Annotated in this window: 21 protein-coding genes; 19 read left to right on the top strand and 2 right to left on the bottom strand. The window is 44.5% G+C overall.

Annotated features, from left to right (window positions below; genetic code table 11):
- Positions 1-19: 19 nt before the first annotated feature.
- From OCV19_RS09795 to OCV19_RS09755, 9 genes are all read left to right on the top strand, one after another.
- Positions 20-196, top strand: a complete 177-nt coding sequence (locus tag OCV19_RS09795) for a hypothetical protein (RefSeq protein ID WP_017632056.1) — start codon at positions 20-22, stop codon at positions 194-196.
- Between the two features lie 247 nt (positions 197-443).
- Complete coding sequence (locus tag OCV19_RS09790) at positions 444-1,040, top strand: GTP cyclohydrolase II (RefSeq protein ID WP_009848836.1); 597 nt, start codon at positions 444-446, stop codon at positions 1,038-1,040.
- A gap of 177 nt (positions 1,041-1,217) precedes the next feature.
- Positions 1,218-2,477, top strand: a complete 1,260-nt coding sequence (locus tag OCV19_RS09785) for an imelysin family protein (RefSeq protein ID WP_065677622.1) — start codon at positions 1,218-1,220, stop codon at positions 2,475-2,477.
- 112 nt (positions 2,478-2,589) lie between these two features.
- A complete protein-coding gene (locus OCV19_RS09780; protein ID WP_065677623.1) occupies positions 2,590-3,978 on the top strand; it encodes a di-heme oxidoreductase family protein in 1,389 nt (462 codons plus the stop codon).
- Between the two features lie 159 nt (positions 3,979-4,137).
- Positions 4,138-5,199 (top strand): imelysin family protein, encoded by a 1,062-nt coding sequence (locus tag OCV19_RS09775; protein WP_086738411.1) that lies wholly within the window; start codon positions 4,138-4,140, stop codon positions 5,197-5,199.
- Positions 5,189-6,295 (top strand): DUF1513 domain-containing protein, encoded by a 1,107-nt coding sequence (locus OCV19_RS09770; protein WP_065677625.1) that lies wholly within the window; start codon positions 5,189-5,191, stop codon positions 6,293-6,295. The genes OCV19_RS09775 and OCV19_RS09770 overlap by 11 nt, the downstream gene beginning before the upstream one ends.
- A gap of 94 nt (positions 6,296-6,389) precedes the next feature.
- Positions 6,390-7,928, top strand: a complete 1,539-nt coding sequence (locus OCV19_RS09765; RefSeq protein WP_050643844.1) for a L,D-transpeptidase family protein — start codon at positions 6,390-6,392, stop codon at positions 7,926-7,928.
- Positions 7,929-8,126: 198 nt separating this feature from the next.
- Positions 8,127-8,675, top strand: coding sequence for a YcbK family protein (locus OCV19_RS09760; protein ID WP_048613171.1), 549 nt, complete (start codon positions 8,127-8,129; stop codon positions 8,673-8,675).
- A gap of 205 nt (positions 8,676-8,880) precedes the next feature.
- The gene (locus OCV19_RS09755) at positions 8,881-9,534 is read left to right on the top strand and encodes an MBL fold metallo-hydrolase (protein WP_050643845.1); all 654 of its coding nucleotides are present in this window, start codon (positions 8,881-8,883) and stop codon (positions 9,532-9,534) included.
- A 111-nt stretch (positions 9,535-9,645) separates the two neighbouring features.
- On the opposite strand, the gene OCV19_RS09750 is transcribed toward OCV19_RS09755, so the two are convergent.
- A complete protein-coding gene (locus OCV19_RS09750) occupies positions 9,646-10,446 on the bottom strand; it encodes a DUF2982 domain-containing protein (protein WP_065677626.1) in 801 nt (266 codons plus the stop codon).
- A 220-nt stretch (positions 10,447-10,666) separates the two neighbouring features.
- On the opposite strand from OCV19_RS09750, the gene OCV19_RS09745 reads away from it, so the two are divergent.
- The 9 genes from OCV19_RS09745 (at position 10,667) to OCV19_RS09705 (ending at position 22,703) form a co-directional block, all read left to right on the top strand.
- Positions 10,667-11,059 carry a hypothetical protein gene (locus tag OCV19_RS09745; RefSeq protein ID WP_065677627.1) on the top strand — a complete coding sequence of 131 codons (393 nt, stop codon included), beginning with the start codon at positions 10,667-10,669 and terminating at the stop codon, positions 11,057-11,059.
- A gap of 553 nt (positions 11,060-11,612) precedes the next feature.
- Entirely contained in the window at positions 11,613-12,707 is a 1,095-nt protein-coding gene (locus OCV19_RS09740) for a TRAP transporter substrate-binding protein (protein ID WP_065677628.1), read from the top strand.
- 228 nt (positions 12,708-12,935) lie between these two features.
- Positions 12,936-13,481 (top strand): TRAP transporter small permease subunit, encoded by a 546-nt coding sequence (locus OCV19_RS09735; protein WP_052879091.1) that lies wholly within the window; start codon positions 12,936-12,938, stop codon positions 13,479-13,481.
- A 9-nt stretch (positions 13,482-13,490) separates the two neighbouring features.
- Positions 13,491-14,774, top strand: a complete 1,284-nt coding sequence (locus OCV19_RS09730) for a TRAP transporter large permease (protein WP_019821215.1) — start codon at positions 13,491-13,493, stop codon at positions 14,772-14,774.
- A 104-nt stretch (positions 14,775-14,878) separates the two neighbouring features.
- The gene (locus tag OCV19_RS09725) at positions 14,879-16,234 is read left to right on the top strand and encodes a cache domain-containing protein (protein ID WP_048613616.1); all 1,356 of its coding nucleotides are present in this window, start codon (positions 14,879-14,881) and stop codon (positions 16,232-16,234) included.
- Positions 16,227-16,865, top strand: a complete 639-nt coding sequence (locus tag OCV19_RS09720) for a response regulator transcription factor (RefSeq protein WP_017060961.1) — start codon at positions 16,227-16,229, stop codon at positions 16,863-16,865. Before OCV19_RS09725 ends, OCV19_RS09720 begins: the two co-directional genes overlap by 8 nt.
- Positions 16,866-17,054: 189 nt before the next feature.
- Positions 17,055-18,653, top strand: a complete 1,599-nt coding sequence (locus OCV19_RS09715; RefSeq protein ID WP_065677629.1) for a BCCT family transporter — start codon at positions 17,055-17,057, stop codon at positions 18,651-18,653.
- 271 nt (positions 18,654-18,924) lie between these two features.
- Positions 18,925-20,496: a BCCT family transporter gene (locus OCV19_RS09710; protein WP_017060963.1), complete on the top strand. Its 1,572-nt coding sequence runs from the start codon at positions 18,925-18,927 to the stop codon at positions 20,494-20,496.
- Between the two features lie 323 nt (positions 20,497-20,819).
- Positions 20,820-22,703, top strand: coding sequence for a methyl-accepting chemotaxis protein (locus OCV19_RS09705; RefSeq protein ID WP_065677630.1), 1,884 nt, complete (start codon positions 20,820-20,822; stop codon positions 22,701-22,703).
- Positions 22,704-22,778: 75 nt separating this feature from the next.
- On the opposite strand, the gene OCV19_RS09700 is transcribed toward OCV19_RS09705, so the two are convergent.
- Complete coding sequence (locus OCV19_RS09700; protein ID WP_065677631.1) at positions 22,779-24,185, bottom strand: hypothetical protein; 1,407 nt, start codon at positions 24,183-24,185, stop codon at positions 22,779-22,781.
- Between the two features lie 241 nt (positions 24,186-24,426).
- On the opposite strand from OCV19_RS09700, the gene OCV19_RS09695 reads away from it, so the two are divergent.
- Positions 24,427-25,188, top strand: a complete 762-nt coding sequence (locus OCV19_RS09695) for an IS5 family transposase (protein ID WP_086738309.1) — start codon at positions 24,427-24,429, stop codon at positions 25,186-25,188.
- Positions 25,189-25,229: the final 41 nt, after the last annotated feature.

The raw sequence follows: 25,229 nt of genomic DNA, 5'->3' as shown, positions 1-25,229 counted from the left end.
GCTATATAAGGATGTATCTGTGGATAACGTAATCTCAAATTTAAAGAAAGAGTTCCATACTCGTGTCCAGTCAGATAAATGGGCAGAGAGATACAGTGCTAAGTCGAGCATTTCTACGCTTACGCAAGAAGAGCTAACTGAATTAGAGAATGCTTGGGTGCAACTTGTCATCTGGAAGCAAACTCAAGTAAGTTGAGCGTTCAGTAAAAATGCAGTTTTAGCCGCAACTGATTAATTTATAACCCCATGTTGGTCATCCCAATGTGGGGTTTTTTCTTACTTGAAAAATAATTGTTATATTATAACAATTTGTATGAGGTCGACCTTGAAAAAAATTGTTAACAGCCTCATAGTGTCTATCATTAGATAGTCCACTACAAAATATTGCCTAGACATATCATGTAGTGTTGTTAAATACATCGAATTTTCAAGTGAGTATAGCTATGGCGGAAGTACGTGCCAGAATAGATTTCAAAGTAGGGGTAACAAGCAGTATTGATGCTGAACTTCTGTCTTTTCATGGATTGAAAACAGATAAAGAGCATGTTGCTGTGATATTTAAATCAGCAGATAAAACACAAGACATACCTCTTGTTCGTATGCACTCTGAGTGTCTTACTGGTGATGTTTTCCATTCTTCTCGATGTGACTGTGGCGAACAGCTAGACGAAACCATTAGAATTATGGGTGAAACGGGTGGCGTGATCCTTTATCTTCGCCAAGAAGGTCGTGGTATTGGTTTGTACAACAAAATCGATGCGTACCGTCTGCAAAGCGAAGGCATGAACACCTATGAAGCCAACAACCACCTAGGTTTTGGCGATGACCTACGCGATTTTACTGAAGCTGCTGAAATGCTACGCGCTTTAGGGACTACAAAAATCCGCTTAGTCACCAACAACCCTAAGAAGATCAATGAGCTAAAATCCTTTGGTATTGAGATCGAAGAAGTGGTGAATACCTCTGCTCATATCAAGTCGGGTAATGAAAGCTATCTGAAGGCGAAAGTCTCACACGGTAAGCATAACCTGGATATCTGATTAGCCTCCTTTGTTGCGCATAACACAAAAATGTTCAAAGACCTCACAAATGTGAGGTCTTTTTGTATTTATCTTGCAATAAAATTGTAAGTTTGTATTATTCCAATCCGTAGTGTAAATGATAATGGTTTGCACTATTACTACGAATAATAATTTAAAGCTCAACAAGGATGCTTCATGACCATTAAATCTTTAGTGACAAAAGCCGTAACTTCGTCACTCATTTTTGCCTCTGCTTCTTCTTTCGCAGCAGTAACTCAAGATCAAGTTGTAGAACATTACGCAGATATTGCACATGCAGTGTTTGCAGATTCAGTAATTACAGCAAAAGCGTTGAACTCTTCTATTGATACCTTTTTAGCTTCTCCTTCTGCTGGCAACTTCGAACAAGTAAAACAAGCTTGGCTTGAGTCTCGCGTACCATACCAACAGTCAGAAGTATTCCGTTTCGGCAACGCTGTTGTTGATGATTGGGAAGGCCAACTAAACGCATGGCCACTAGATGAAGGCCTGATTGATTACGTTTCGACTGATTACCAATATGAACTTGGTAACGAAGGCGCTAGCGCAAACATCGTGGCTAACAAGACTTTCCAAATTGGTCAGACTACCGTTGATGCAACTAACATTACTCCAGAGCTAATCGCAGACTTGAACGAGATCGGCGGTTCTGAAGCGAACGTAGCGTCTGGCTACCACGCAATTGAATTCCTACTTTGGGGCCAAGATTTAAACGGCACAAACGGCGGTGCAGGTGAGCGTGCTTACACTGATTTCGTTGTTGGCGCTGAGTGTACTAACGGCAACTGTGACCGTCGTGGCGCATACCTAAAAGCATCTGCTGAGCTACTTATCCAAGACCTAGAGTGGATGGAAAAGCAGTGGGCTGAAGGCGAGAAAGGAAACTACCGTGAAGAGCTTCTTTCTGAATCAAGCGAAAATGGTCTACGTAAAATGCTGTTCGGCATGGGTTCACTGTCTCTAGGTGAGCTAGCGGGTGAGCGTATGAAGGTTGCACTAGAAGCAAACTCTACTGAAGACGAGCACGATTGTTTCTCTGACAACACGCACAACTCTCACTACTATAACGAGCAAGGCATCTACAACGTTTACACGGGTCTATACAAACGTGAAGACGGTACTCTGCTTTCAGGCCCAAGCCTGTTCGACCTAGTAGAGCAAAAAGATGAGCAAGCTGCGAAAGAGATTCAAAAGCAGTTTGATCTAGCACGTGCACAAGTAGGCGAATTAGTAACGTCTGCAGAGAAAAATAACCAGCACTTCGATCAGCTAATCGCTGCTGACAACGCTGCAGGTAATGCACTAGTAAACAAAACGATTGTTGCTCTAGTGTCTCAAACAGCGGCAATTGAGCGTGCTGCGGGTTTGATTGGCATTGATAGCCTTAACCCAGACACAGCGGATCACGAGTTCTAAGAACCCGAGCCGAACACAAATATAAGGGCTCTCATTGGGCCCTTAATTGTTTGCTACTCAAAAAAGTCACTCCCACATAAAAACTAAAATCAAAAACACAGCAAGGCAATGTATGAAGTCGTATCTCTCAGCCTCACTATTAACCGCACTGTTTTTCTTATCTCCGCTACACGCCCATGAAACATACTCTGGTGGCAAAACAACCGTGAAGAAAGAGGGAGCGAACGCTTTTTCTCTTCCTGCTGCCAACCTACCCATGAGCAAACGCTTAGATTTCAGCGTAGGTAACAGCTTTTTTAGAAACCCTTGGGTACCCGCACCTTCATCAACCGATGCGCGTGATGGACTTGGCCCACTGTTCAACACCAACGGCTGTCAAAACTGTCATATCAAAGATGGTCGTGGTCACGCGCCAGAAAAAGGCGATGAGAATGCGGTTTCAATGCTGGTTCGCTTAAGCATTCCAGCGGAAACGCCAGAGCAGAGACAAGCCTTCATTCGAGATGGTGGTATTCCTGAGCCGACATACGGTGGTCAGCTACAAGATTTTGCGCTTCAAGGTGTAAAACCAGAGGGTAAAGTGAATATTAGCTACACGGATGTTCCTGTTGAATTCCAAGACGGCACTGTCGTTACTCTGCGTAAACCCATTTTAAAGATTACTGAACTTGCTTTCGGTGAAATGCACCCTAAAACAGAATTCTCAGCTCGAGTCGCGCCGCCAATGATTGGCCTTGGTTTGCTTGAGAGTATTCCAAAAGAAACGATTCTAGGATTTGCAGAGCAGCAATTGGCTGACAAGCAAGGTGTGTCGGGTAAAGCTAACTATGTTCTTGATGTTCAAACTAATGAAATGGCGCTAGGTCGTTTCGGTTGGAAAGCTGGTCAGCCAAACTTAATGCAGCAAAACGCGGCGGCATTTAACGGTGACTTAGGCCTGACAAGCCGCTTATTCCCGAATGAAAACTGCACATCAGCGCAATCAACCTGTGATGATTTTCCAAATGGTGGAGAGCCAGAAGTCAGTGACAACATTTTAGATTTTGTTGAGTTCTATTCGCAGCATCTCGCGGTTCCTATTCGTCGTAATGTCGATAACCCAACGGTTGTTCAAGGTAAAAAGCTGTTCAAAGAGATTGGTTGTCAAAGCTGTCACCAAGCTGAAATTCGCACAGCAGAGCGTGAAGGCTTGCCTGCTCTTTCGAAACAGTTGATTAGCCCATACACCGATATGCTTTTGCATGATATGGGTGAAGGTTTAGCCGACAATCGCCCAGAATATCTTGCCAATGGCCAAGAGTGGCGTACCACACCACTTTGGGGATTAGGCTATACCAAAGAAGTTAATGGTCATACGTTCTTACTTCATGACGGTCGCGCAAGAAACGTTATGGAAGCGGTACTTTGGCATGGTGGCGAAGCAGAAATGGCAAAACAAAAAGTATTAGCTTTGAGTCGCAGTGAACGCGAAGCACTACTAGCGTTTTTGGAATCATTATAGGCTGTCTTGAATTCAGTTAAGCCAACGGCTTAGTTACTTAAGAAAGCCGCTAACAAAAGACTGACTACCGCTGAACTTGTAGTAATAACAGGTCAGCGGTCGTTTCATATTTATTGAACTCATATAATTAAAAGAAAAACTAGGAAGTAAGGTAACAGCATGGCACATAAATTTTTGTTAATGCCTTTATCGGTATTAGTCATAGCAGGCTGTCAATCATCGGGTGAGCAAGCCGCTTCATCTGAGGTTAACGGTGTCTCTTATCAAGCAGACACAACCAATCATATTAGTCGCAGTGTTTATCAGCAGGAGTTTGATTCTGCCGTCCTATTCGCCAAGCAAGCCAACGAGCTGGAAGCCTTGACGCAAGGGTACTGCCAAACTAATGATGTTGAGTTAGATGCTTTGAAAAATCAGTGGCAGCTCACCATGAACAGTTGGATGGCACTGCAAGGACAAGAAAGAGGCCCAACGGCGGCACTTGAAGATAGCTGGAATGTTCAATTCTGGCCAGACAAAAAAAACACCACCGGCCTAAAAATGCGCCAGTTGACTCAGCAAGATAAAGCTTGGTCTCAAGATGAAATTGCTCAACAGAGTGTGACGGTTCAAGGACTAGGTGCGTTGGAATGGTCGCTTTATGACGAACAATCTCCACTACTGCAAGATAAAGCGTCTGGCTGTCTATCTTCACAAGCTATCGCACAAAACTTGGCAATGAAATCGGCCTCTATTGCTGAGGCTTGGCAGGTTAACCCTTGGTTAGCGTTAGACGAGATGCGTTGGGAATCTGAATACATCGCTTTACTAACTAACCAACTTGATTACAGCATGAAAAAGCTGAGTCGCCCAATGGCTAAAATTGGTCATCCCCGCCCTTACTTCTCGGAATCATGGCGCGCTCAAACCTCAATGACTCAGTTGAAAGCGAACGTAGCGGCGCTAGAGAAATTGTACCTAGCTGAAGGTAATGGTCTTGATGGTTTATTGAGAGAGAAGGGCTTAAATGACCTTGCCGATCGTGTTGCTGCCCAGTTCACGCTAACGTTAGATACTTGGCCTACAGACTCTAGCTTGTTTACTCTATTACAGAGCAAAGAAGGCTACCGAGAGGTGCTGACTCAATACAACAAACTAGAACGTTTGAAGTACCTGATTCATGAAGAAGTGGCGATAGAGCTTGGCGTGGTAATAGGATTTAATGCTACCGATGGTGACTGATACTACGCGAAGAACGTTACTCAAGGCTGCGCTGGGTTGTGCAGCTGTTCCATTGCTTCCGTTTGGGTGTGCGACTCGAAAGGATGGGGCAACTCGAAAGGATGGCATGAGCACATCTAATGATCCCCAACTGATTGGCTGTGCGCTGAATGGGCGAGGTCAATATTCTGCGGTTGTGGCTGACGAATTTGGTATGCCACTGAGCCAACTTCCCATCCCCGATCGTGGCCATGGCGTCGCGATTTGCCCAACCTCATCGCATGCGGTGGTTTTTGCTCGTCGCCCTGGTGACTATTTTATGGTGTTTGACTATAAAAATGGTCAGCAGATCAATATGATAGTGAAAGGTAACAACCGCCACTTCTATGGTCATGGCGTTTACTCATTGGATGGTAAGTTACTGTATGCCACCGAAGGGAAAACGGACACCAGCCAAGGCGTGATTGGCGTTTACGATGTCGCGCAAGGCTATCGTAAGGTCGAAGAGTTCACTGGTTTCGGTATCGGCCCACATGAAGTGATCATCATGCCTGATGGTAATCTCGCGATTGGAGTTGGTGGCGTTCATACTGATGGCAGAACACCGAAAAACTTGGATTCCATGCAACCGAGCTTGAGTTATGTTTCCCCTGAAGGTGTGTTGCTTGATCAGGTTGAATTGCTAGACAAGAAGCTGAGTATTCGACACTTAGCCCATGATGGTGCTGAAACGGTGCTTTGTGGTCAGCAATATCGTGGTGAGCCAGACGAGTTTCCTTCGCTTTTGGCGATGCATACCAAAGGCGGGCAGTTTGAATCACTGAACGCAGAGCCTGAGCAATGGGCAAGATTTAATCACTACATCGCAAGTATTGCGGCGTCAGATGATTGGATTATCGCGACCTCGCCAAGAGGGAATTGCTACGGTATTTGGTCTAAAGAGAGCAAAGAATTAGTCGAGCTGTCTGCACTGTCGGATGCCTCTGGTGCCGTGCTACTTGATGGAGAATTTCGACTCAGCTCTGGGGCGGGCAGTGTGGTTAGCCAACGCAAGCCTTATGAGAAATCAACTCAGCAATCATCGGTCCAGTGGGATAACCATTGGAGTTCTATCTGATTTATAAAGCCGCTTAAAAATAACATGCTTACTCCTATATCTTTGCCATACTTATGGGATGATTGATGATTGATGATTGATGATGGAGTTAAGCATGTTCGCGAAATACTTCTGTGGATTACTAGTTTTAGTCTCTGTGCATGCATGGAGCTATACGAGTTCTGACGAGAGCCGCTTCATTCCGGCTGATTCAGAACTCTCTTTCATGCTTATATATCCAGAGCTCACACAGAGTATCTATCAAGACACTTCTCTGCCTATCCTTTGGGATTCTCCTGAGCTGGTTAAAGCGTTTGAGTTCCAATTGTCGCTTCTTGAACAAGCGCAAATGGCACCGCTTTTTGAACGACAACTCAAGCAAATCCGCCAGTATCAATCTCGTCGTCAATGGCAAGAGTTAGACATCTTACTCACCGATACCTTTATCTATTACCTAAGCTACGTTGAAAACGCGCCGCTTGCCGGTAAAGAATGGTACTTCTCGGGTAAGCTGCATTCTAAATTGCCTCCACCTTCGCCGCATATTCTGATGAGACTGAAAAGCAGCGTTGCTAATGATTACTTATTGGAGATGGTGTTGTCTTACGCGCCGCCTGTCGGGGATTTTGACCAATTTAAGGCGACCTATTCCGTGTTGGAAACCGCGTCTGAACTCAATATCGAACGATACAGACAGAAAGGATTGAAACGCTTGGGAGACTCGCTCTCGGACAAAGCGACTTTGGTTGAGCGTATTGCATTGGTCGGCGTTGATACCTCGATGATCGCGGTCGATTTCCCTGAGTTCGATCGAGATCTGCAAAAGGCGATTAAATCTTTCCAACGCATGCACGGCCTTACGGATGATGGGATCATCGGGCCAGACACGATCAAGTGGATCAATATGGGTTTTGATGATCGGTTGAGTTCTTTGGCTCTGAATGCAGAACGCGTTCGTTTGTGGCCAAGAGACCGAGACTCTCTTATCGTGGTCAACGTGCCTAGCTTTGATATGAAGTATTGGGAAGATGGCGAAGAGGTGTTTGAGTCTAAAGTCGTGGTAGGCAGAAAATCGCGAAAAACGCCGCTTTTAGAGATAAACCTAGATTCGGTCATTCTAAACCCGACTTGGAACGTGCCATGGAAAATCATGGTCAAAGACATCCTGCCCAAAGTAAAAGCCGACGAAAGCTATCTTGAAACGAACAACTTCCAAGTGATTGACGGTTGGCGTTCAATGGAAACCGTCGACACCACCGAGATAGATTGGCAGACCATCAACTTCAATTCTTTCCCATATCGAATGCGTCAGCAGGCAGGCTCACGCAACGCACTAGGCTTGTATAAGTTCAACACTCCCAATAAGCGCGCGATCTATCTGCACGATACACCAAGTAAAGGTCTGTTTAATGACGACTTCCGAGCTTATAGCTCAGGTTGCATACGTGTTGAGCATGCAGAAGAACTGGCTGAGTTGTTGTTTGCGACCAAGGTAAGGAAGGTACCGAACCAAAATAGCGACCTTGCGCCGAATACCAAGGTTCGTCTCAAGAAGCGAATTCCAGTGCACATCATCTATCAAACCGTGTTGTTTGAAGAAGGAGGTATACAATACCGCGGCGATATCTACCAATATGATAAAGAGGGTGGTTGATTAAAACATGACCAATAAAGGTGATCTTGACCGAAAAATGACAACCAAGCTTCTATTGATAAAATTATAATGAGTATCAATAACTAACCGTGTAAAGGTTACAAATACTAACGTTTTGCGCGGTTTTTGTACGTTGACGCAGCAAATTCCATTATGTATCGTGCATTTTTCGTTCGATCTAATTGGTTTTTTTGCTGTATGTCTCAAAGTTTATTTTCACGCCGTCAGTTTCTGACTTACGCTGGTGGTACTGCTGTTGTCGCCTCTCTTACTCCTTCTATCGCTTTCGCTTCATACCCGGATCAACCAAGAACGATTAGCATGAACAATCTTCACACTGGTGAACGATTAGAGACTTGTTATTTCGATGGCACTAACTATGTTGGTGACGAGATGGCACGCCTTAGCAAACTGTGTCGCGATTTCCGTCGCAATGAAATCCACCCAATGGATAAGAACCTGTTTGATCAAATCACTCAGATTCAAAACGTGTTGGGTATTCAAAAAGAAGTTCAGGTGATCTCTGGTTATCGTTCTCCGGCGACTAATGAAGCCCTTCGTTCTAAGTCGAGTGGTGTCGCTAAGAAGAGTTACCACATGCTAGGTAAAGCGATCGATTTCCGTATCGATGGCGTTGACCTTAAAGAGCTGAGAGACGTAGCGAAAAGCTTGAACGCGGGTGGTGTCGGTTATTATGCGCGTAGCAACTTTATCCATATCGATACTGGTCCAGTCCGCAGCTGGTAGAGCTAAGCTGAGTTATTGAGTGATACGGTAGGCACTTGTCAAAGTAGACATCCAATGTCATAGTTTGCCCAAATTTCAGTTTGTTCTAATAACTCGGTTTATTGCTGCTCAGTTTGTTTCTGTTTAGTTTGTTATTGTTGGGTTTGTTACCAATAACATAGCGATATTCGAGTTGTTCACCAGATTCGCTCTTTAAGGTTTGTATATGTCTCTTAAGTATCAAGTTGTACCTGTTACCTCTTTCTCTCAGAACTGCTCGATTGTGTGGTGTGATGAAACCATGGAAGGCATCGTTGTCGATCCGGGCGGTGATGTTCAACAACTCGCGGCTATCATTGAAGAGCTCGGTGTTAAGGTTGTGAACTTGGTACTGACGCACGGTCACTTAGATCATGTTGGCGGTACGGTACCACTTGCTGAGATCTTGAAGGTGAATATTGTTGGCCCACATAAGGCTGATAACTTCTGGCTACAAGGTCTAGAGAATCAAAGTCAGATGTTTGGTTTCCCTCTGTGTAAAGCTTTTGAACCAAACACTTGGTTAGAAGAGGGCGACAAAGTCACTTTTGGTAATCAAGTTATCGATGTGATTCACACGCCGGGTCATACGCCAGGTCACGTTGTATTGTTCAGCGAGCAAGCTCGTTTAGCGTTTGTGGGTGATGTGTTGTTCAATGGCGCAATTGGCCGTACTGACTTCCCTCAAGGTGATTTCAACACGCTTATCTCTTCAATCAAGACTAAGCTTTGGCCACTAGGCAGTGACGTAACATTCGTTCCGGGCCATGGTCCTGAATCGACATTCGGTCGCGAGCGCGCATCAAACCCGTTCGTCGCAGATGAAATGCCTCTGTACTAATTAAATCTTTGATTTACCGACCGATTATTTGTGTCGATTGATTGAAAATGAAGCTTAGCTTTTGTCCTGAAAGCTAAGCTTTTTTATTGCGTGTGAACTTACTGGTAAACCTTAATCAGAAAGACGTTCAGCGGCAGCCAAGTAGCGTCGAGCCAGCCCCACAAACTCTTCTCCACTCATATTCAAATCATGGGTTGATATGAAAATGTCATAACCGTGGAAACCCCTTTGATACTTCATTCTGTTGGCAAGCATCGCCTGTAATCCAGAATAGTCTTTAATAACCGCGTTTTGATTGTTTGTTTCATTCGGTGAATCAAGATTGTCCTGTGACTGGTTATTGTTGAAATCAACGTCGTCGGTATTCTGCGACTCTTTATATTGGCTTAATTCAACACAGCCGTTTTCGGTACAACGCGCGTGGTAATGCGATGAGTCGAGAACCATATCCTCAAAGTTGGACTCTTTGCCTGCTTGTTTGGCTCCTAAGTACAAAAGTGCTCGTTGGCTGAGCAATAATTCACAGGTGATTTTTGGACAAATCGAATCGAGGTAGGGCGAGTAATCTTTTACCTTAATTCCGACCCACGGAAGGGGTTGATGCCAACCATCTTGTTCATAAGTGCAAAGACCAATTTTTTGGATGTTACTCCATTTTAAAACCCAACCCCCTTTGTAAAAGTGCTGCTGAAAATGAGTCGGGGTAAGTGTGAACATCACTCGGCTGCGCAGCATCAAATAGTAGCCGGTTCCCAGAAGGGCAATACTGCAAAAAGCACCCACGATCAGTAACTTTGGATTGTCACTGTAGAGCGCAACGATCAAGCAAACGAAGCCTAAAATAACGGCGAGGATACGGTACGAGCGAGTGAATGAAGGCAAAGAGAAATTAGTAAGGTGACGAGTGTCCATAGGCAACACCAAGTTTTCATATTTTTGTCTGGATGGATAACCAGTGTATATGACCCTGAATTGATAAGTCGATGTTTAAATAATAGACGCTAGTAGACAATATCGGTATTTTTCGTCGACTTTCGACGCTTCACTCTACAAATAGCTCCTGTTTTTTGGTATAAATCGCGCTTCAAATTTTCACCACTGCGAAAAGAGCAGTGAACTGGAGAAATATTCAATGAGACTTGCTCATAAGCGTAAGGTGCAGGCTAAACTGCAGAAACGCACTAAAGCGGCTGTAGTTAAAGCAGTGGCAACGCCGAAACAAGCGAAGCCTGTCGCAGAGAAAGTTGTAGCAGAAAAAACTGTAGCAGCAAAACCAGCGGTAGAGAAAGCAGTAGCAGCAACTAAAGAAGTTGCAGTAGCACTGACTCCTAAGCAACAACAAGTTCTAGACATCGTTGTTAGCAATGCTGAAGGCATTAACCCTAAAGGTATCGGCCTAGAAGCTGGTCAAGAAGACGCGAAAGCAGCTTCATGGGCAACAGGCGCATTGAAAAAACTTCTTGAAGAAAACCTAGTAGCGAAAGAGCAGCTAGCAGGTAACAAGGTTATCTACAAAGCTATCTAGTCCTGTGGGATTACATTCGCTTCGTTAAGTTTTTAAGCCTCGATTTTCGAGGCTTTTTTGTATCTGGCACATTCTGCCAAGTCCGAGCCCAAATCCAAGCCTAAACCTAGGCTCTATAATCTCAATTCCAATTCGATATACGGCTTAACTGATTAGTGTTGTCTCGTGTCAGAGCTTCGAATCAGCAAGCACTAAAGTAGGGCGTTAGCTAGGTAGAGTAAGAGAGCAAAGCCTTGATTGTTTTCTCTAAAATACAGCAATGAATAGAGCTTCATCACGAAATGGCAATCAATTGTTAAGAGTATTTAATTATTAATACTTAGGTATTTATCAATACGCATTGCCTTGATGAATATCCAAACTCCTTTGAAATCGACACTATTCAATCATCTCCTACGTAGTTCTACTTAATCCTTTGGTCTAATACGTAACTTTGTTAACGCCATGCGTGCGTGCTCTCCCTGATATCTTGTTGCCTCATCACGGTGCACTCTTATGTTGAATCATAAAAAATGCTCATAGAAAGAGTGTTAACCCAACAAAGGACGTGAACATGAGTCTCATTTCTAACTCCCTCACACGAGTTTTTAAAAACGTTGCAGTAACTGCTGCGGCTTGTTTAGCTTTGGTCGCTACTGGTGCTACAGCCGCTGATAAGGTTTACCGTTTAAAACTTGCGGAAACTTGGGGACCAAACTTCCCAGTTTTCGGTGATGCAACCAAAAACATGGCGGCGATGGCTGAGAAGATGTCGAATGGTCGACTGCAAATCAGAATCGATTCAGCAAACAAACACAAAGCACCTCTTGGCGTTTTTGACATGGTTAAGTCTGGTCAATACGACATGGGTCACTCAGGCTCTTACTACTGGAAAGGTAAAGTTCCAAACACTCTTTACTTCACTTCTATGCCTTTCGGTATGACGCCAGCAGAACAATACGCGTGGTTCTATCACGGTGGTGGTATGGAGTTAATGGAGCAGGTTTACTCTCCACATAACTTGATGTCTTTCCCTGGTGGTAACACGGATATCCAGATGGGTGGTTGGTTTCAAAAAGAGATCAACAGCGTTGAAGATCTACAAGGTCTGAAAATGCGAATCCCAGGCTTTGCGGGTGAGATTCTTGCAGAGCTAGGTGCGAAACCGACGAACATTGCCCCGGGTGAGCTTTACACCTCTTTGGAGCGTCGCACAATCGATGCACTGGAGTGGGTAGGTCCATCGCTTGATCTACGTATGGGTTTCCACAAAATCGCGCCTTACTACTACACAGGTTGGCACGAGCCGGGTTCAGAGCTTCAATTCCTAGTGAACAAGCGTATATGGAACAAGCTTCCTGAAGACCTTCAAGAGATCTTGCGTGTTGCCATGCGTACAGCGGCTTATGACATGTACACACAAGCTACGCACGAAAGCGGCAAGAACTGGGTTTCAATGAAAACAGAATACCCAGATGTACAAGTAAAAGATTTCCCGCCTGAAGTAATGTCGGCACTGAAAGAAGCGAACGATCGACTACTTGCTGCCCATGCTGAGAAAGATGAGTTGGCAAAAGAGATCCAATCTTCACAAGCAAGCTACCTAGAGCAAGTGCGTTCATGGACGGATATTTCACACAGAGCTTATCTAAATAGCCAAGCGAAATAATCGACAGTTGTTGAACTGAATCTAAATGAACCCGAAGCTTTTCTTATTGAGTATTTAAGAGTGAATAAGCCGAGGGTTCATTTTAAACATAATAACTAAGCAGGATAGATCCTGTAATACGCCCAAGAACCCTTTCTACGTCGTGCCTATTGCTAGCTATAAACTGAATTGTTTTTAGTTTGGTTAGCTGTACTGCGCGATGTCTTTTCAAATTCCATGGAGTCGGGAATGCGAAGTCTAATTTATATTGAACGCCTGTTTAATCGTATCGGTGACGCACTGGGATGGCTTTCCAGTATGTTGTTTATTCTACTAATCGCTAACGTTGTGTATGACGTTGTCATGAGATATGCGTTCAATGATGTCTCAATCGCTTTCCAAGAGATGGAATGGCACCTTTTCTCAGCCGTTTTCCTATTAGGTGTTCCTTATGCCATCAAGGCTGGTGGTCATGTGCGAGTGGATGTGTTCTACGAGCAACTGAGCTTCAAGGCACAAGCGATTATTGACCTGCTCGGCACACTGATCTTTCTGATGCCTTTTTGTTTGCTGGTTGCTTGGTTTGGTATTGATGTGGCCAAAGAGAGCTATAACCTCGGCGAAACCTCAGGTGACCCGGGTGGCTTGCCATATCGCTGGATCATCAAAGCTATGATCCCGCTGTCATTCTTCTTAATGGCACTCAGTGGCGTAGGTTTAATCCTGCATTCGCTGAACAAGATTTTTAATCCGCACCTTATCCATGCAAACAATACTCATACAAAGAATAAGTAGAGGCTGAACATGATTGGAATAGTAATGTTTTTCGTAGCCTTGTTTGCACTTTTACTTGGCTTCCCAGTGGCGTTCACCTTTGGTGGTATCGCGTTAATCTTTGGTGTTTGGGCTGAGGGCATCGAAATGTTTGCCTTCATGCCATATCGAATTCAATCAATCATGGAAAACACGGTGCTGATGGCCGTTCCATTGTTTGTTTTCATGGGGCTTGTTCTACAAAAGACCAAACTTGCTGAGCAGTTGCTTGAGTCTATGGGACGACTGTTTGGTGGTGTGCGTGGTGGTATCGCAATCTCGACGGTACTTGTAGGTTCTCTGCTTGCCGCTTCTACTGGCGTAGTAGGGGCTTCCGTAGTGGCGATGGGGCTTATCTCCCTACCTGTAATGCTTAAGTACAATTATGACAAAGGCTTAGCCTGCGGCACTATTTGTGCGTCTGGTACGCTAGGGCAGATCATTCCACCTTCCATCGTATTGATTCTATTGGGTGATGTTCTAGGTGTTCCAGTAGGCGACTTGTTCCAAGCGGCGATTTGGCCGGGCGTGATGCTGGTCGGCGCGTACATCGTTTATATCTTGATATACGCAAAGCTACACCCTGAAGCGGCTCAACCTATTGAACGTGATGACTCCATCAGCCGTAAGCAAGAAGTGTTTAATGCACTGAAAGCGATTCTTCCGCCTCTAGCGTTAATCATTGTTGTACTGGGCTCTATCTTCGCAGGTGTTGCTACGCCAACAGAGTCAGCGGCATTAGGTGGCGCGGGCGCGATGATACTTGCACTGCTTTACGGTCAGTTTAGTTGGTCGATGGTGTATGACGCATCGAAAGAGACGGTGAAAGTAACCGCGATGGTATTTGCTATTTTGTTGGGTGCAACGGCATTCTCAATGGCGTTTACCTACACTGGTGGTGACTATCTGGTTGAAGAGTGGATGCTACAGCTACCGGGTGAGAAATGGGGCTTCCTGATCATTACCATGTTAGTGATTCTGATTTTGGGTTTCTTCATCGACTTCGTAGAGATCTGTTTCATCATCGTGCCGATCATTGCGCCAGTTGCTGAACTGATGGGCATCAACATGACATGGTTCGCTATCCTTATCGCGATGAACCTACAAACCTCCTTCTTAACGCCGCCATTTGGCTTCAGTTTGTTCTATTTGAAAGGCGTAGCACCAAAAGGTGTGACAACTAAGGACATCTACCGAGGCGTGATGCCGTTCATTCTGATTCAAATCCTCGTACTTGGATCACTTCTCGCTTTCCCATCTTTCTATGGAATGTGAGTGAAGCCTAGAATGTGAATGATATGTTTCAACGGTTATCTATAAATTGCTAAAGTAAAACGGCTTATTGATGTTCAGTAAGCCGTTTTTTGTGAGGGAAAGGAATGCCTCTAAAAGCCAAGCTGATTTTGCTGACGCTGCTCCCGTTGCTACTGGTAACGGCGAGTATTAGTTGGATCTCGCTGCACCAGACTAAAACGTTAGGTGCTAAAGAAGTCGAGATCTTTAGAGATAGCCTAATCAAGTCGCGTGAAAACGCCCTCAAAGATACGGTTGACCTCGCGTTCGACGCCATAGAACACATTTATAACGACCCAAATATCCAAGAAGCTCAAGCCAAAAACAAAGTTCGAACCATATTGTCTAAACTTAGATATGGCTCGGATGGGTATTTCTTCGCATACGATCGCCACGGAACCAATTTGGTTCATCCAATTCAGCCAGAATTGATAGGCCAAAACCTACTCCAACTGCAAGATGAAGATGGCGACTTTCTGATAGAAGCTCTGTTAAGAGAAGCGCAAACCGGAGGCGGGTTTCACCAGTATTTGTGGCAAAAACCCTCGACTGGAGAAGTGGTGTCTAAGCTGAGCTACGCTGCTTGGTTAGAGCGTTGGGACTGGATGATTGGCACCGGCTTGTATATTGAAGATGTACACCAAGAAGTGGCTTCGATGCAGGCTGCGATTAACAATAATATTGAAACCACGTTCTTTTCGATTGTGGTGATTTTGAGCGTGACAGTCGCGGTCATCATCGTACTGACCTTGGCCATTAACATGCATGAACATCGGATTGCGGATAACAACCTAAAGGAACTGGCTCATAAGACGGTGATGTTCCAAGAAGACGAGAAGAAGCATCTAGCACGTGAGTTGCATGATGGTATTAACCAATTATTAGTGTCGAGTCGTTGCCACTTAGAACTGCTCGGTAATAAGCTACAAAATGAAGACCTCAAAGCCCATTTGAATAAGTCGCAGCATTCACTGATGCGAGCGATCGAGGAAGTGAGGCACATTTCACATCAACTTCGCCCAAGTTCGTTGGATGACATAGGCTTAGAAGCGGCGTTGTCTTCGCTGTTATTAGATTTTCAGGCGCACTCGGGTATTGAAGTGGAAACCTTGTTTAGTACTCAACAGGGCAAGTTGAAATCTGAGGCTGCGACAACCTTGTATCGAGTGGTGCAAGAGTCGCTGAATAATATCGAGAAACACGCGCAAGCGACTAAAGTAACGGTTATCGCGCAGCAAATTGGTAATGTGCTGCAGCTATTGATTCAAGATAACGGCGTCGGTTTCAACACCTATAAAGCGATGGAAAAACGAGGGATCGGGCTGCGTAACATGAGAGAGCGAGTGGAGTTCATCGGTGGTGACTTTGAACTGATGAGTGAGATTGGCCTCGGAACGGAAATTACAGTGTTACTGACACTAGAGGGATTAATGAATGAGTGAAGTTATTCGAGTTGTGATTGCTGATGATCACCAAGTGGTACTGGATGGCTTTATGGCGAGATTGGAACTCGAGCCAGATATTAGCGTGATAGGTACCGCCAGTAATGGGCTAGAAGCGGTAGAGGTGGTTAAGTCTCTGCGCCCTGATGTAGTGTTGATGGATATCAGCATGCCTATCATGAATGGCATTGATGCCACCCATCTGATCAAAGAAGAAGACCCAGAAGCCAAGGTACTGATGCTGACCATGCATAACAACCGTGAATACATCATGAAGGTGATGCAGTCGGGTGCTGTCGGCTACATGTTGAAAGAGATTTCGGCTGAAAAAATGGTGCAGGCAATCAAAACGGTCAATCAAGGTTCGACCTATTTCTGTGAAAAAGTCACGCAGAATTTGTTTACTCAGCCGATTACTCCTACGCCATCGGTCAAGAATCCATTGAGCAGACGTGAAGAGGCTGTGCTGAAATTAGTCGCAAAAGGGGAGAGCAGTAAAGAGGTCGCAAAGGCGCTGAATATCAGCTATCGAACGGTAGAAACCCATAGGCAAAATATTAAGCATAAGCTCGATATTCACTCTACGGCAGAGCTTGCAAAATATGCGGTCAGCTCCGGGCTTGTGGACTGATCTTACGCTAAATAACGTTAAATGTGTAATTTAATTACTAAATGTGTAATTTAATTACTAAATGTGTAATTTACGCCTCCTTTATGGAGGTTTTTTTAGTATTTTTGCGACAGGTTGATATTCTTCTTTTCGAAATTTAAGCGCCGAATGCAATGTTGCAAACTGTGCGCTGCAAATTAGAGAGGAAGCATGGAGCCTGTAAAAGATAGGTATAGTATTGAAAATACCGATTATACAGTAGGACAAGATAACGTTCAGAAATGGGGTTTTGATGTTCATAACCCAGTATTTGGAATCAGTGCAGGGGCGATCATTCTCTTCCTGTTGGCACTTCTAGTCTCAGACCCTGAAACCGCAAAAGCGGCGCTTGATGGAATCAAATGGAAAGTCATTGGTAACTTCGATGGTTTCTTCATGTGGGCAGCAAACATCTTCGTAATTTTCTGTTTTGCCCTCATTGTCTCCCCGTATGGCAATATACGTATTGGTGGCAATGATGCCAAAGCAGAGCACTCAAACCTATCTTGGATGTCGATGTTATTCGCCGCAGGAATGGGTATTGGCTTAATGTTCTGGGGTGTGGCTGAGCCAGTGGCTTACTTCACTGGCTGGTATGAAACGCCACTAGGTGTTGAAGCTTACTCTCCTGAAGCGGCTAAGTTGGCACTTGGTGCAACCATCTACAATTGGGGCTTACACGGCTGGTCTATTTACGCTGTTGTTGCTCTAGCGCTTGCCTTCTTCACTTTCAATAAAGGTCTGCCTCTTTCAATCCGCTCGATTTTCTATCCTATCTTGGGTGACAGAACTTGGGGTTGGTTTGGTCATATCGTTGATATAGTGGCGGTACTGGCAACCTTGTTCGGCCTTGCGACATCGTTAGGTTTAGGCGCTCAACAAGCAACAAGTGGTATTAACCATGTATTTGGTACCGATGGCGGTATTGGCATGCAGCTGATTGTTATCGCAGTGGTTACTTTCTTAGCGACAATGTCCGTGGTTCGTGGCATCAACGGTGGTGTAAAGCTTCTGAGTAATGTGAACATGCTGGTTGCTTTGGGCTTACTTATCTTCGTTACCATCGCTGGTGGCATGGCGGGTATTAAAGCAATCCCAACCGCGCTAATGGGCTACATTGAAAACTTCATTCCCTTAAGCAATCCTCACGGTCGTGATGACGAAACGTGGATGCAAGGTTGGACGGTATTCTACTGGGCATGGTGGATGTCTTGGTCACCATTCGTAGGCATGTTCATCGCTCGTATCTCTAAAGGTCGAACGATTCGTGAATTCATCGTTGCTGTATTGTTCATCCCAACGACAGTAATCATCATCTGGATGGCTATTTTCGGTGGCATCGCGATTGATCAAGTGGCGAACAAGGTGGGCGAGATTGGTGTGAATGGTCTGCAAGATATTACACTTTCTCTTTTCCATACTTACGATGCTCTGCCAATGAGCTCTGTGCTTTCAGTGGTATCGATTGGTTTGATTATGGTGTTCTTTATCACCTCTTCTGATTCAGGCTCATTGGTTATCGATAGCATTACCTCTGGCGGTAAAGTGGATGCACCGGTTCCACAACGTGTATTTTGGGCGTTGATGGGCGGCGCGATTGCAGCGGTTCTACTGTGGGTTGGTGGTACGGAATCTATTCAAGCACTGCAAGCTGGAACTGTATCAATGGCGCTACCATTTGCCTTCATATTATTGCTTATGTGCCTAAGCTTATTGCTAGGTTTACGAACTGAAAATCAATTGGTTAAGCACCAAAATGCTTTGAGTTAAAAGTATTTTTGATAAAAAGGTCGACAGGGTCGACCTTTTTTTCGTCATAAACTTGAGTAATTACGTGAATATTGTTTGAAATTCCATCGAGCCGATTCTGGTTTACTGAAAACAACAAGTTAACCTGCTAAACTTCAGACATCCAAGTATTTGAATTATTGTGACAACAGCTTGTACTACTTGGATCGTAGGTTCGAGTTTGTAATTAAGTCGCAGGTAAGTAAGGAATACGAGGTCAATAGACCCTAATAGTATTCCGTAGAGAGGGATAATGACTAAAGGTATAGATAAATACAGTATCGACAGTACGGATTACACTGTCGGTCAAGATAACGTCCAAAAATGGGGTTTTGATGTTCATAACCCAGTATTTGGTATCAGTGCGGGACTTATCGCTTTGTTCCTGATCGGTGTTCTTATTACAGATACCGCTTCAGCAAAGGCTGCACTAGATGGCGTTAAAGGCCAAATTATCAATTCGTTTGATTGGCTTTTCATCTGGTCGGGTAATATTTTCGTAATTTTCTGCTTAGGTTTGATTGTTTCTCCGTACGGCAAAATCCGCCTTGGTGGTGTTGATGCGACGGCAGATTACTCATTCTTCTCTTGGCTATCGATGCTGTTTGCCGCAGGTATGGGTATCGGCTTGATGTTCTGGAGTGTGGCTGAGCCAGCGGCTTACTTCACGGGTTGGTTTGAAACTCCGTTAGGTGTTGAACCAAACACACCAGAAGCTGCAAAACTAGCATTGGGCGCAACCATGTATCACTGGGGTCTACACCCTTGGGCGATTTATGGCGTAGTAGCACTGTCACTTGCGTTTTTCTCTTACAACAAGGGATTGCCTCTTTCTATCCGTTCTATCTTTTACCCAATTTTAGGTGATAGAGCTTGGGGCTGGGCAGGTCACATTGTTGATATTCTTGCTGTACTTGCAACGCTATTTGGTCTGGCGACATCGTTAGGTCTTGGTGCACAACAAGCGGCAAGTGGTATTCAGCATGTATTCGGTATTGAAGCGGGCTTAGGTCTGCAAGTTATTGTGATTACAGCGGTGACTTTATTGGCGGTAGTATCAGTACTTCGTGGTATTGATGGTGGCGTTAAAGTTATCAGTAACATCAACATGTTGGTTGCTTTCCTACTGCTTATCTTAGTGGCTCTAATCGGCTATGCGGTGACTCTAGGCTCTATCCCAACAACATTGATGGCGTACATTGAAAACATCATTCCGTTGAGTAACCCTCACGGTCGTGAAGATGAAACGTGGATGCACGGTTGGACTGTATTCTACTGGGCTTGGTGGATCTCATGGTCTCCATTCGTAGGTATGTTTATCGCACGTGTTTCTAAAGGTCGTACCGTTCGTGAGTTCATCACAGCAGTACTGATTGTACCGACTACAGTAACTATCATCTGGATGTCAGTATTCGGCGGCATGGCGATTGACCAAATCGTGAACAACGTTGGTATTCTTGGTCAAGACGGCCTAACAGATGTATCACTAGCAATGTTCCAAATGTTTGATGCACTGCCGTTCGGTACTCTGCTTTCAATCATTGCGGTTGTATTGGTTCTAGTATTCTTCATTACATCGTCTGACTCAGGCTCTCTAGTAATCGACAGCATCACCGCGGGTGGTAAAGTTGATACGCCTGTGCCTCAACGTGTGTTCTGGGCGTTCCTTGAAGGCGCGATTGCTGTGGCTCTATTGTGGGTTGGTGGTACTGAAGCAGTACAAGCTCTACAAGCGGGTGCAATCTCGACGGCATTGCCATTCACCATCATTCTATTACTGATGTGTGTGAGCTTGCTAATGGGTATGCGTACAGAAAAACGCTAGGCTTTTTAAGCTGAAATCTACTGCAATTTATACGCAGTAGAACGGTAAATAATATGAAGGCAGAAGAGGAAACTCTTCTGCCTTTTTTATTTCTTCTTTACCGTGTTTTCTTGTCTCTTTTTAACATGTGAAGTGCGATAAAAATTCTAATAACCGTAGAGATAATGCCGCCTTAAATTTGGCGACAAGCCAAGGAATTGACATTAGGTAAGCTTATGGTTTGCTTAAAATTATATTCCAATATTAAATTGTGAAATCGCTCGAATTTAATACTAATATTGGGTAGTATGCGCGAGATTTCCCACCACTCGTGAAACTTTGACATGAAACTAACACTAAAGCAGAAGTTGATAAGCGCTAGCCTATCTGCTGTTGTCGTTATGGCTACAGCGTTGACTTGGTTGTCAGCAAACCAATTATTTGAACAGACTCGTAATGACGTATACCTACGAGCTGAAAGCGTATCTGAAGCAGCATCTGAAGGTATTAAAAACTGGATTGATATCCGTACTGATATCGCATCAGCATTTAATGACTTTTCACGAGAGGATGATGTTGTTCCTTTCCTTAAGCAAGCTCGTGTAGCGGGTGGCTTTGACGATATCTTTTTAGGTACGCCAGAAGGTGGAATGTACCGTTCACATCCTGAACGTAATCGTGCAGATTACGATCCTCGTCAACGTCCTTGGTACCAAGAAGCAAACGCTGCAGGTAAGCAAATCATTACTACGGCTTACCATGATGCAATCACTAAAGCACTGATAGTAACCATCGCAGAACCTGTTCGCCACAACGGCCAACTTGTTGGTGTTGTTGGTGCAGACGTACTTATCGACCAATTGGTTAACGATGTAATCAGCCTTGATGTTGGTGACAACGCTTACGCAATGCTCATTGATGCCTCTGACGGCACATTCCTAGCGCACCCAGATTCAGCACTAAGCTTGAAGCCAGTAAGCCAGCTTTCAAACGATATCTCTATGCCTATCATCGAGAACGCAGTGCGTACGGGGAGCATCGAGATCATCAAAGAGCGCGGCGCTGACAAGCTGCTTTACTTCACGAAGGTGCCTAACACTAACTGGATCTTCGCGGTTCAGATGGACAAAGCAACAGAAGAAGCGAACCACTCAACGCTACTTACTCAGCTGATCATCACTGCTGTCATTATTACGCTCATCGTAATCGTACTTGTGTCTTGGTTAGTAAGCTTCCTATTCCGCGACCTAAACCGCGTTTCAGCAGCACTTGAAGAAATTGCTTCAGGTGAGGGCGACCTTACTCAACGTCTTGAGCCTAAGAGCGACGACGAAATTGGTCAACTTGCTGCAAACTTCAACCGTTTTGTGGGCAACATGCACACCATGGTGATCAAGCTAAGCGAAGTATCTGCTGCGCTGGGCAACCAAGCGCGTCAAACGGCTTCTCAAGCTGAAGAACGTAGTGCTCGTATCCAAATGCAACAAGACGAGATCAACATGGTAGCAACAGCCGTTAACGAAATGGCTGCAGCAACACAAGAGATCGCAGGTAACGCGGACCACACTGCACAGAACTCATCTGAAGCGGTTGGCGCGTGTGAGCACGGTACTGGTCAAGTAACACAGACTCAAAGCTCTATCCAAAACCTTGCTCAAGAAGTTCAAATCGCAACCAACGTGATTCTCGAGCTTGAAGAGCACGGCAACAGCATCAACGCTATCTTGTCTAACATTCAAGGTATTGCAGAACAAACGAACCTACTTGCACTTAATGCCGCTATTGAAGCTGCACGTGCCGGTGAGCAAGGTCGTGGTTTCGCAGTAGTTGCGGATGAAGTTCGAGTTCTGAGCCAACGAACACACGGTTCAACGCAAGAGATTCAGCAAACTATTGAGTTGCTACAAGGTACAACAGGCAAAGCGGTTAGCATCATGAACGATAGCCGTAGTCTTGCTGAAACCAGTGTTGATGACGCGAACTCAGCGGCTGCAAGCCTAACGCAAATCCATGCTGCTGTTGAACGCATCAGCGACATGGCAACACAGATTGCTTCTGCTGCAGAAGAGCAAGCGTCAGTAACGTCTGAGATTACTCGTAACACTGAGGGAATCCGTGACGTATCTAACGAGCTAGCAGACGAAGCGCACCAAGCTGCAGAGCAAGCCGCGCAACTTTCTGAGCTGTCTCACGAGCTAGAGAGCGAAATCAGCCGCTTCAAGCTGTAACCGATAATTTGAAAGCCGAATGTGAATATCACATTCGGCTTTTTTGTGCGTGCTAGTTAGAGTTATGAACTCAAACTAGTTATTCGGGTAACCTGGAAACTTAGCTTTAAGGGCCGCACGAGTCGGGAAGTACTGCTCCATAAATTTCACCATCGCAGGGTCGTTCGCTTGTAGCTCTGTGAAGGTTGCAGAACTTAACTCTTGCGCGTTGTAACCCTTATAGTTCAGGTCATAGTAGGCATACAGAGAATAGGCTAGGTACTCTTGGTCGTATGACTCAGCGTCTAAATCAGCTTCAACAATCGTCGAGTCTTTACCGTTTGGAAAGTAAGAGCCGGCAAGAATCGCTTTCTCATTCAGTTCATCTAACTCCTTCTGCATCACACCCCATTTCGATGAAGATGATTGCACCGCTAGGTTCATCACACCGTAATCGTGTACAAAGTGAATGATCTCTTCAAACGCAGCGTCTCTTTGAGTGACTAGATCCGGTTTATTCTCGCCTGTTGTTATGTCAGTAGTTTCAGTCGCGAACAGATCTTGGAAACGGTAATTTTCATCTAAGAAGTCACCGCCATCTCTGTCAGACCAATCTTCATCGTAAAAGAATCCCATGGTCGCTTTGCTGTCGTAAATTGCCTTAGTCACTTCAGCAGGGAAGCTATCAAGGTAGTGCTCCATGATGTTCTTAACGTGAGCGACCTTTGCTTCCGAATTGTTTGCAGATTTGTCTTCAATTAATAGTGGGATCTTATAGCCATGAGCTTCTACGCAAGTTCGTTGCTTGATGCCATTTGTAAGCAGCTCCCCCGTTGTATTTGAGATAACAGAACAGTCAGCTGTAGGCACACGTGAGAATGTCTCTGAGGCGCTTTGAGCAAAGGATGGAACAAATTGAATGCCATTGCTCAGAGTGTTGCCAACTCGAACGTAGAGGTTCATTGGCCTCATTTGGTCGATATTAAATTTTATGCCGCTGTTATCAATAATGAATTGCTTATTGATGGTCACGGTGTCCGATTTTTTCCATCGAATGACGTTGTTTATGTCGTTTTCAACCTCAGCGATAGCAAGCTTTTCAGGTGTCTTTGTTGCGTTAAAGTTTTCGTAGTAAATATCGAAATTTTCAACGTTAAACGTTTTACCCGCTGAGTTTGTTACTGTTACAGAAAAGGTAATATCAGCATCGTTTTGGGTTTTGTAGTTGCGCTCAGGAACGCCGTGAATTTGTGCGAAGCTGCCGCTAGATTTTAGATTATTACCATACTGAGTAATATCAATGTTCACGTTCTTGTCTGTACCCGCAGCAATCGATTTCACGCTGAATTGCAGTGAGTAATTACTTCCTAAGCTAACCACTGAGCTAGCGCTTGATGCGTCGATGACATTCTTTGATGCGCTCGTGTTATTGCTGTCGCTGCCGCCGCATGCAGTGAGCATCGTAGTCAGAACTAGAGTTGGAATTGTGAGTTTGTGTACCATAGGGGACCAAGTTATCTGCAAGCTATAAAGCCAGCATGTTACAAGAAATGGCATTTGCTCTTAGTAAGCTTTTGTAAGTAATGTATTAATAGTGCTTACAAATAAGCAATAAGTGATTGGCGGTGGTTATTTGTTTGAGCTGCTCGAGACTAGGGCGTGTTGATCTTTCGTGAGTGTTTTTTGAACAGCATGGTAAAGAGTTATAATTTGCTTCGCCAAAAGTAAAACCATAACCAATACCATGCCAAGAACAATGCTAACTGATATTCGCTGGGAACTGCTACTCCAAGTTATGAAAAGTACAGGTCGTATTTACGATAAAACTGAACATCGAATGACATTTGAAGGAATACTTTATCGAATGAGAACAGGTATTCCTTGGCGAGATCTACCCTCTGAGTTCGGAGAGTGGAGTACCGTTTACAGACGATTTAATCTTTGGTCAAAGAAAGGGATTTTAGATAATCTTTTCAAAAGCTTATCTAACATGGCTGATTTTGAATGGGTATTTCTTGATGGCTCTATAGTTAGAGCACATCAGCATAGTACAGGTGCAGCTACTGAAAGTTCAGAGCAAATAGGAAAAAGTCGCGGGGGCAACTCAACCAAAATTCACTTAGCCGTAGATAGTGGTGGCCTGCCGATTTGCTTTGATTTATCAGAGGGACAACGCCACGATATAGTGCATGCCGAAAGCTTAGTTGAGCAACTCGATGAAGTTAATACCATCGTTTGTGATAAAGGATATGACAGCGAACCTTTCCGTATTTTTGTTAAGGAACGTGGCGGAGAAACGGTAATTGCTAAACGCAATTACGGACAAGATATAGACAAAGACAGTATGGATTGGTGTTTATACAAGTATCGTCACTTGGTCGAAAATGCCTTTGGGAGAATTAAGCATTATCGAGCTATTTCAAGTAGATATGACAAGCTAGAAAGGAATTATGCCAGCATGTTATCGCTGGCATTCATGTTAATGTGGCTACCGATGTATTGTTGAACGCGAAATGTACAGCAAAGATCAACACGCCCTAGAATCAC

This window comes from Vibrio celticus (assembly GCF_024347335.1).
GTDB classification, from domain to species: Bacteria; Pseudomonadota; Gammaproteobacteria; order Enterobacterales; family Vibrionaceae; genus Vibrio; species Vibrio celticus.
This window is presented reverse-complemented; position numbering and strand designations above follow the sequence as displayed.

What these genes read in the sequence shown, in the direction of transcription:
- OCV19_RS09775 (WP_086738411.1), top strand. Translation starts at nt 4,138, where the DNA reads ATGGCACATAAATTTTTGTTAATGCCTTTATCGGTATTAGTCATAGCA.
- OCV19_RS09710 (WP_017060963.1), top strand. Translation starts at nt 18,925, where the DNA reads ATGACTAAAGGTATAGATAAATACAGTATCGACAGTACGGATTACACT.
- OCV19_RS09755 (WP_050643845.1), top strand. Translation starts at nt 8,881, where the DNA reads ATGTCTCTTAAGTATCAAGTTGTACCTGTTACCTCTTTCTCTCAGAAC.
- OCV19_RS09760 (WP_048613171.1), top strand. Translation starts at nt 8,127, where the DNA reads ATGTCTCAAAGTTTATTTTCACGCCGTCAGTTTCTGACTTACGCTGGT.
- OCV19_RS09770 (WP_065677625.1), top strand. Translation starts at nt 5,189, where the DNA reads ATGGTGACTGATACTACGCGAAGAACGTTACTCAAGGCTGCGCTGGGT.
- OCV19_RS09745 (WP_065677627.1), top strand. Translation starts at nt 10,667, where the DNA reads ATGAGACTTGCTCATAAGCGTAAGGTGCAGGCTAAACTGCAGAAACGC.
- OCV19_RS09695 (WP_086738309.1), top strand. Translation starts at nt 24,427, where the DNA reads ATGCCAAGAACAATGCTAACTGATATTCGCTGGGAACTGCTACTCCAA.
- OCV19_RS09705 (WP_065677630.1), top strand. Translation starts at nt 20,820, where the DNA reads ATGAAACTAACACTAAAGCAGAAGTTGATAAGCGCTAGCCTATCTGCT.
- OCV19_RS09700 (WP_065677631.1), bottom strand. Translation starts at nt 24,185, where the DNA reads ATGGTACACAAACTCACAATTCCAACTCTAGTTCTGACTACGATGCTC.
- OCV19_RS09780 (WP_065677623.1), top strand. Translation starts at nt 2,590, where the DNA reads ATGAAGTCGTATCTCTCAGCCTCACTATTAACCGCACTGTTTTTCTTA.
- OCV19_RS09725 (WP_048613616.1), top strand. Translation starts at nt 14,879, where the DNA reads ATGCCTCTAAAAGCCAAGCTGATTTTGCTGACGCTGCTCCCGTTGCTA.
- OCV19_RS09765 (WP_050643844.1), top strand. Translation starts at nt 6,390, where the DNA reads ATGTTCGCGAAATACTTCTGTGGATTACTAGTTTTAGTCTCTGTGCAT.
- OCV19_RS09790 (WP_009848836.1), top strand. Translation starts at nt 444, where the DNA reads ATGGCGGAAGTACGTGCCAGAATAGATTTCAAAGTAGGGGTAACAAGC.
- OCV19_RS09750 (WP_065677626.1), bottom strand. Translation starts at nt 10,446, where the DNA reads ATGGACACTCGTCACCTTACTAATTTCTCTTTGCCTTCATTCACTCGC.
- OCV19_RS09715 (WP_065677629.1), top strand. Translation starts at nt 17,055, where the DNA reads ATGGAGCCTGTAAAAGATAGGTATAGTATTGAAAATACCGATTATACA.
- OCV19_RS09785 (WP_065677622.1), top strand. Translation starts at nt 1,218, where the DNA reads ATGACCATTAAATCTTTAGTGACAAAAGCCGTAACTTCGTCACTCATT.
- OCV19_RS09720 (WP_017060961.1), top strand. Translation starts at nt 16,227, where the DNA reads ATGAGTGAAGTTATTCGAGTTGTGATTGCTGATGATCACCAAGTGGTA.
- OCV19_RS09730 (WP_019821215.1), top strand. Translation starts at nt 13,491, where the DNA reads ATGATTGGAATAGTAATGTTTTTCGTAGCCTTGTTTGCACTTTTACTT.
- OCV19_RS09735 (WP_052879091.1), top strand. Translation starts at nt 12,936, where the DNA reads ATGCGAAGTCTAATTTATATTGAACGCCTGTTTAATCGTATCGGTGAC.
- OCV19_RS09740 (WP_065677628.1), top strand. Translation starts at nt 11,613, where the DNA reads ATGAGTCTCATTTCTAACTCCCTCACACGAGTTTTTAAAAACGTTGCA.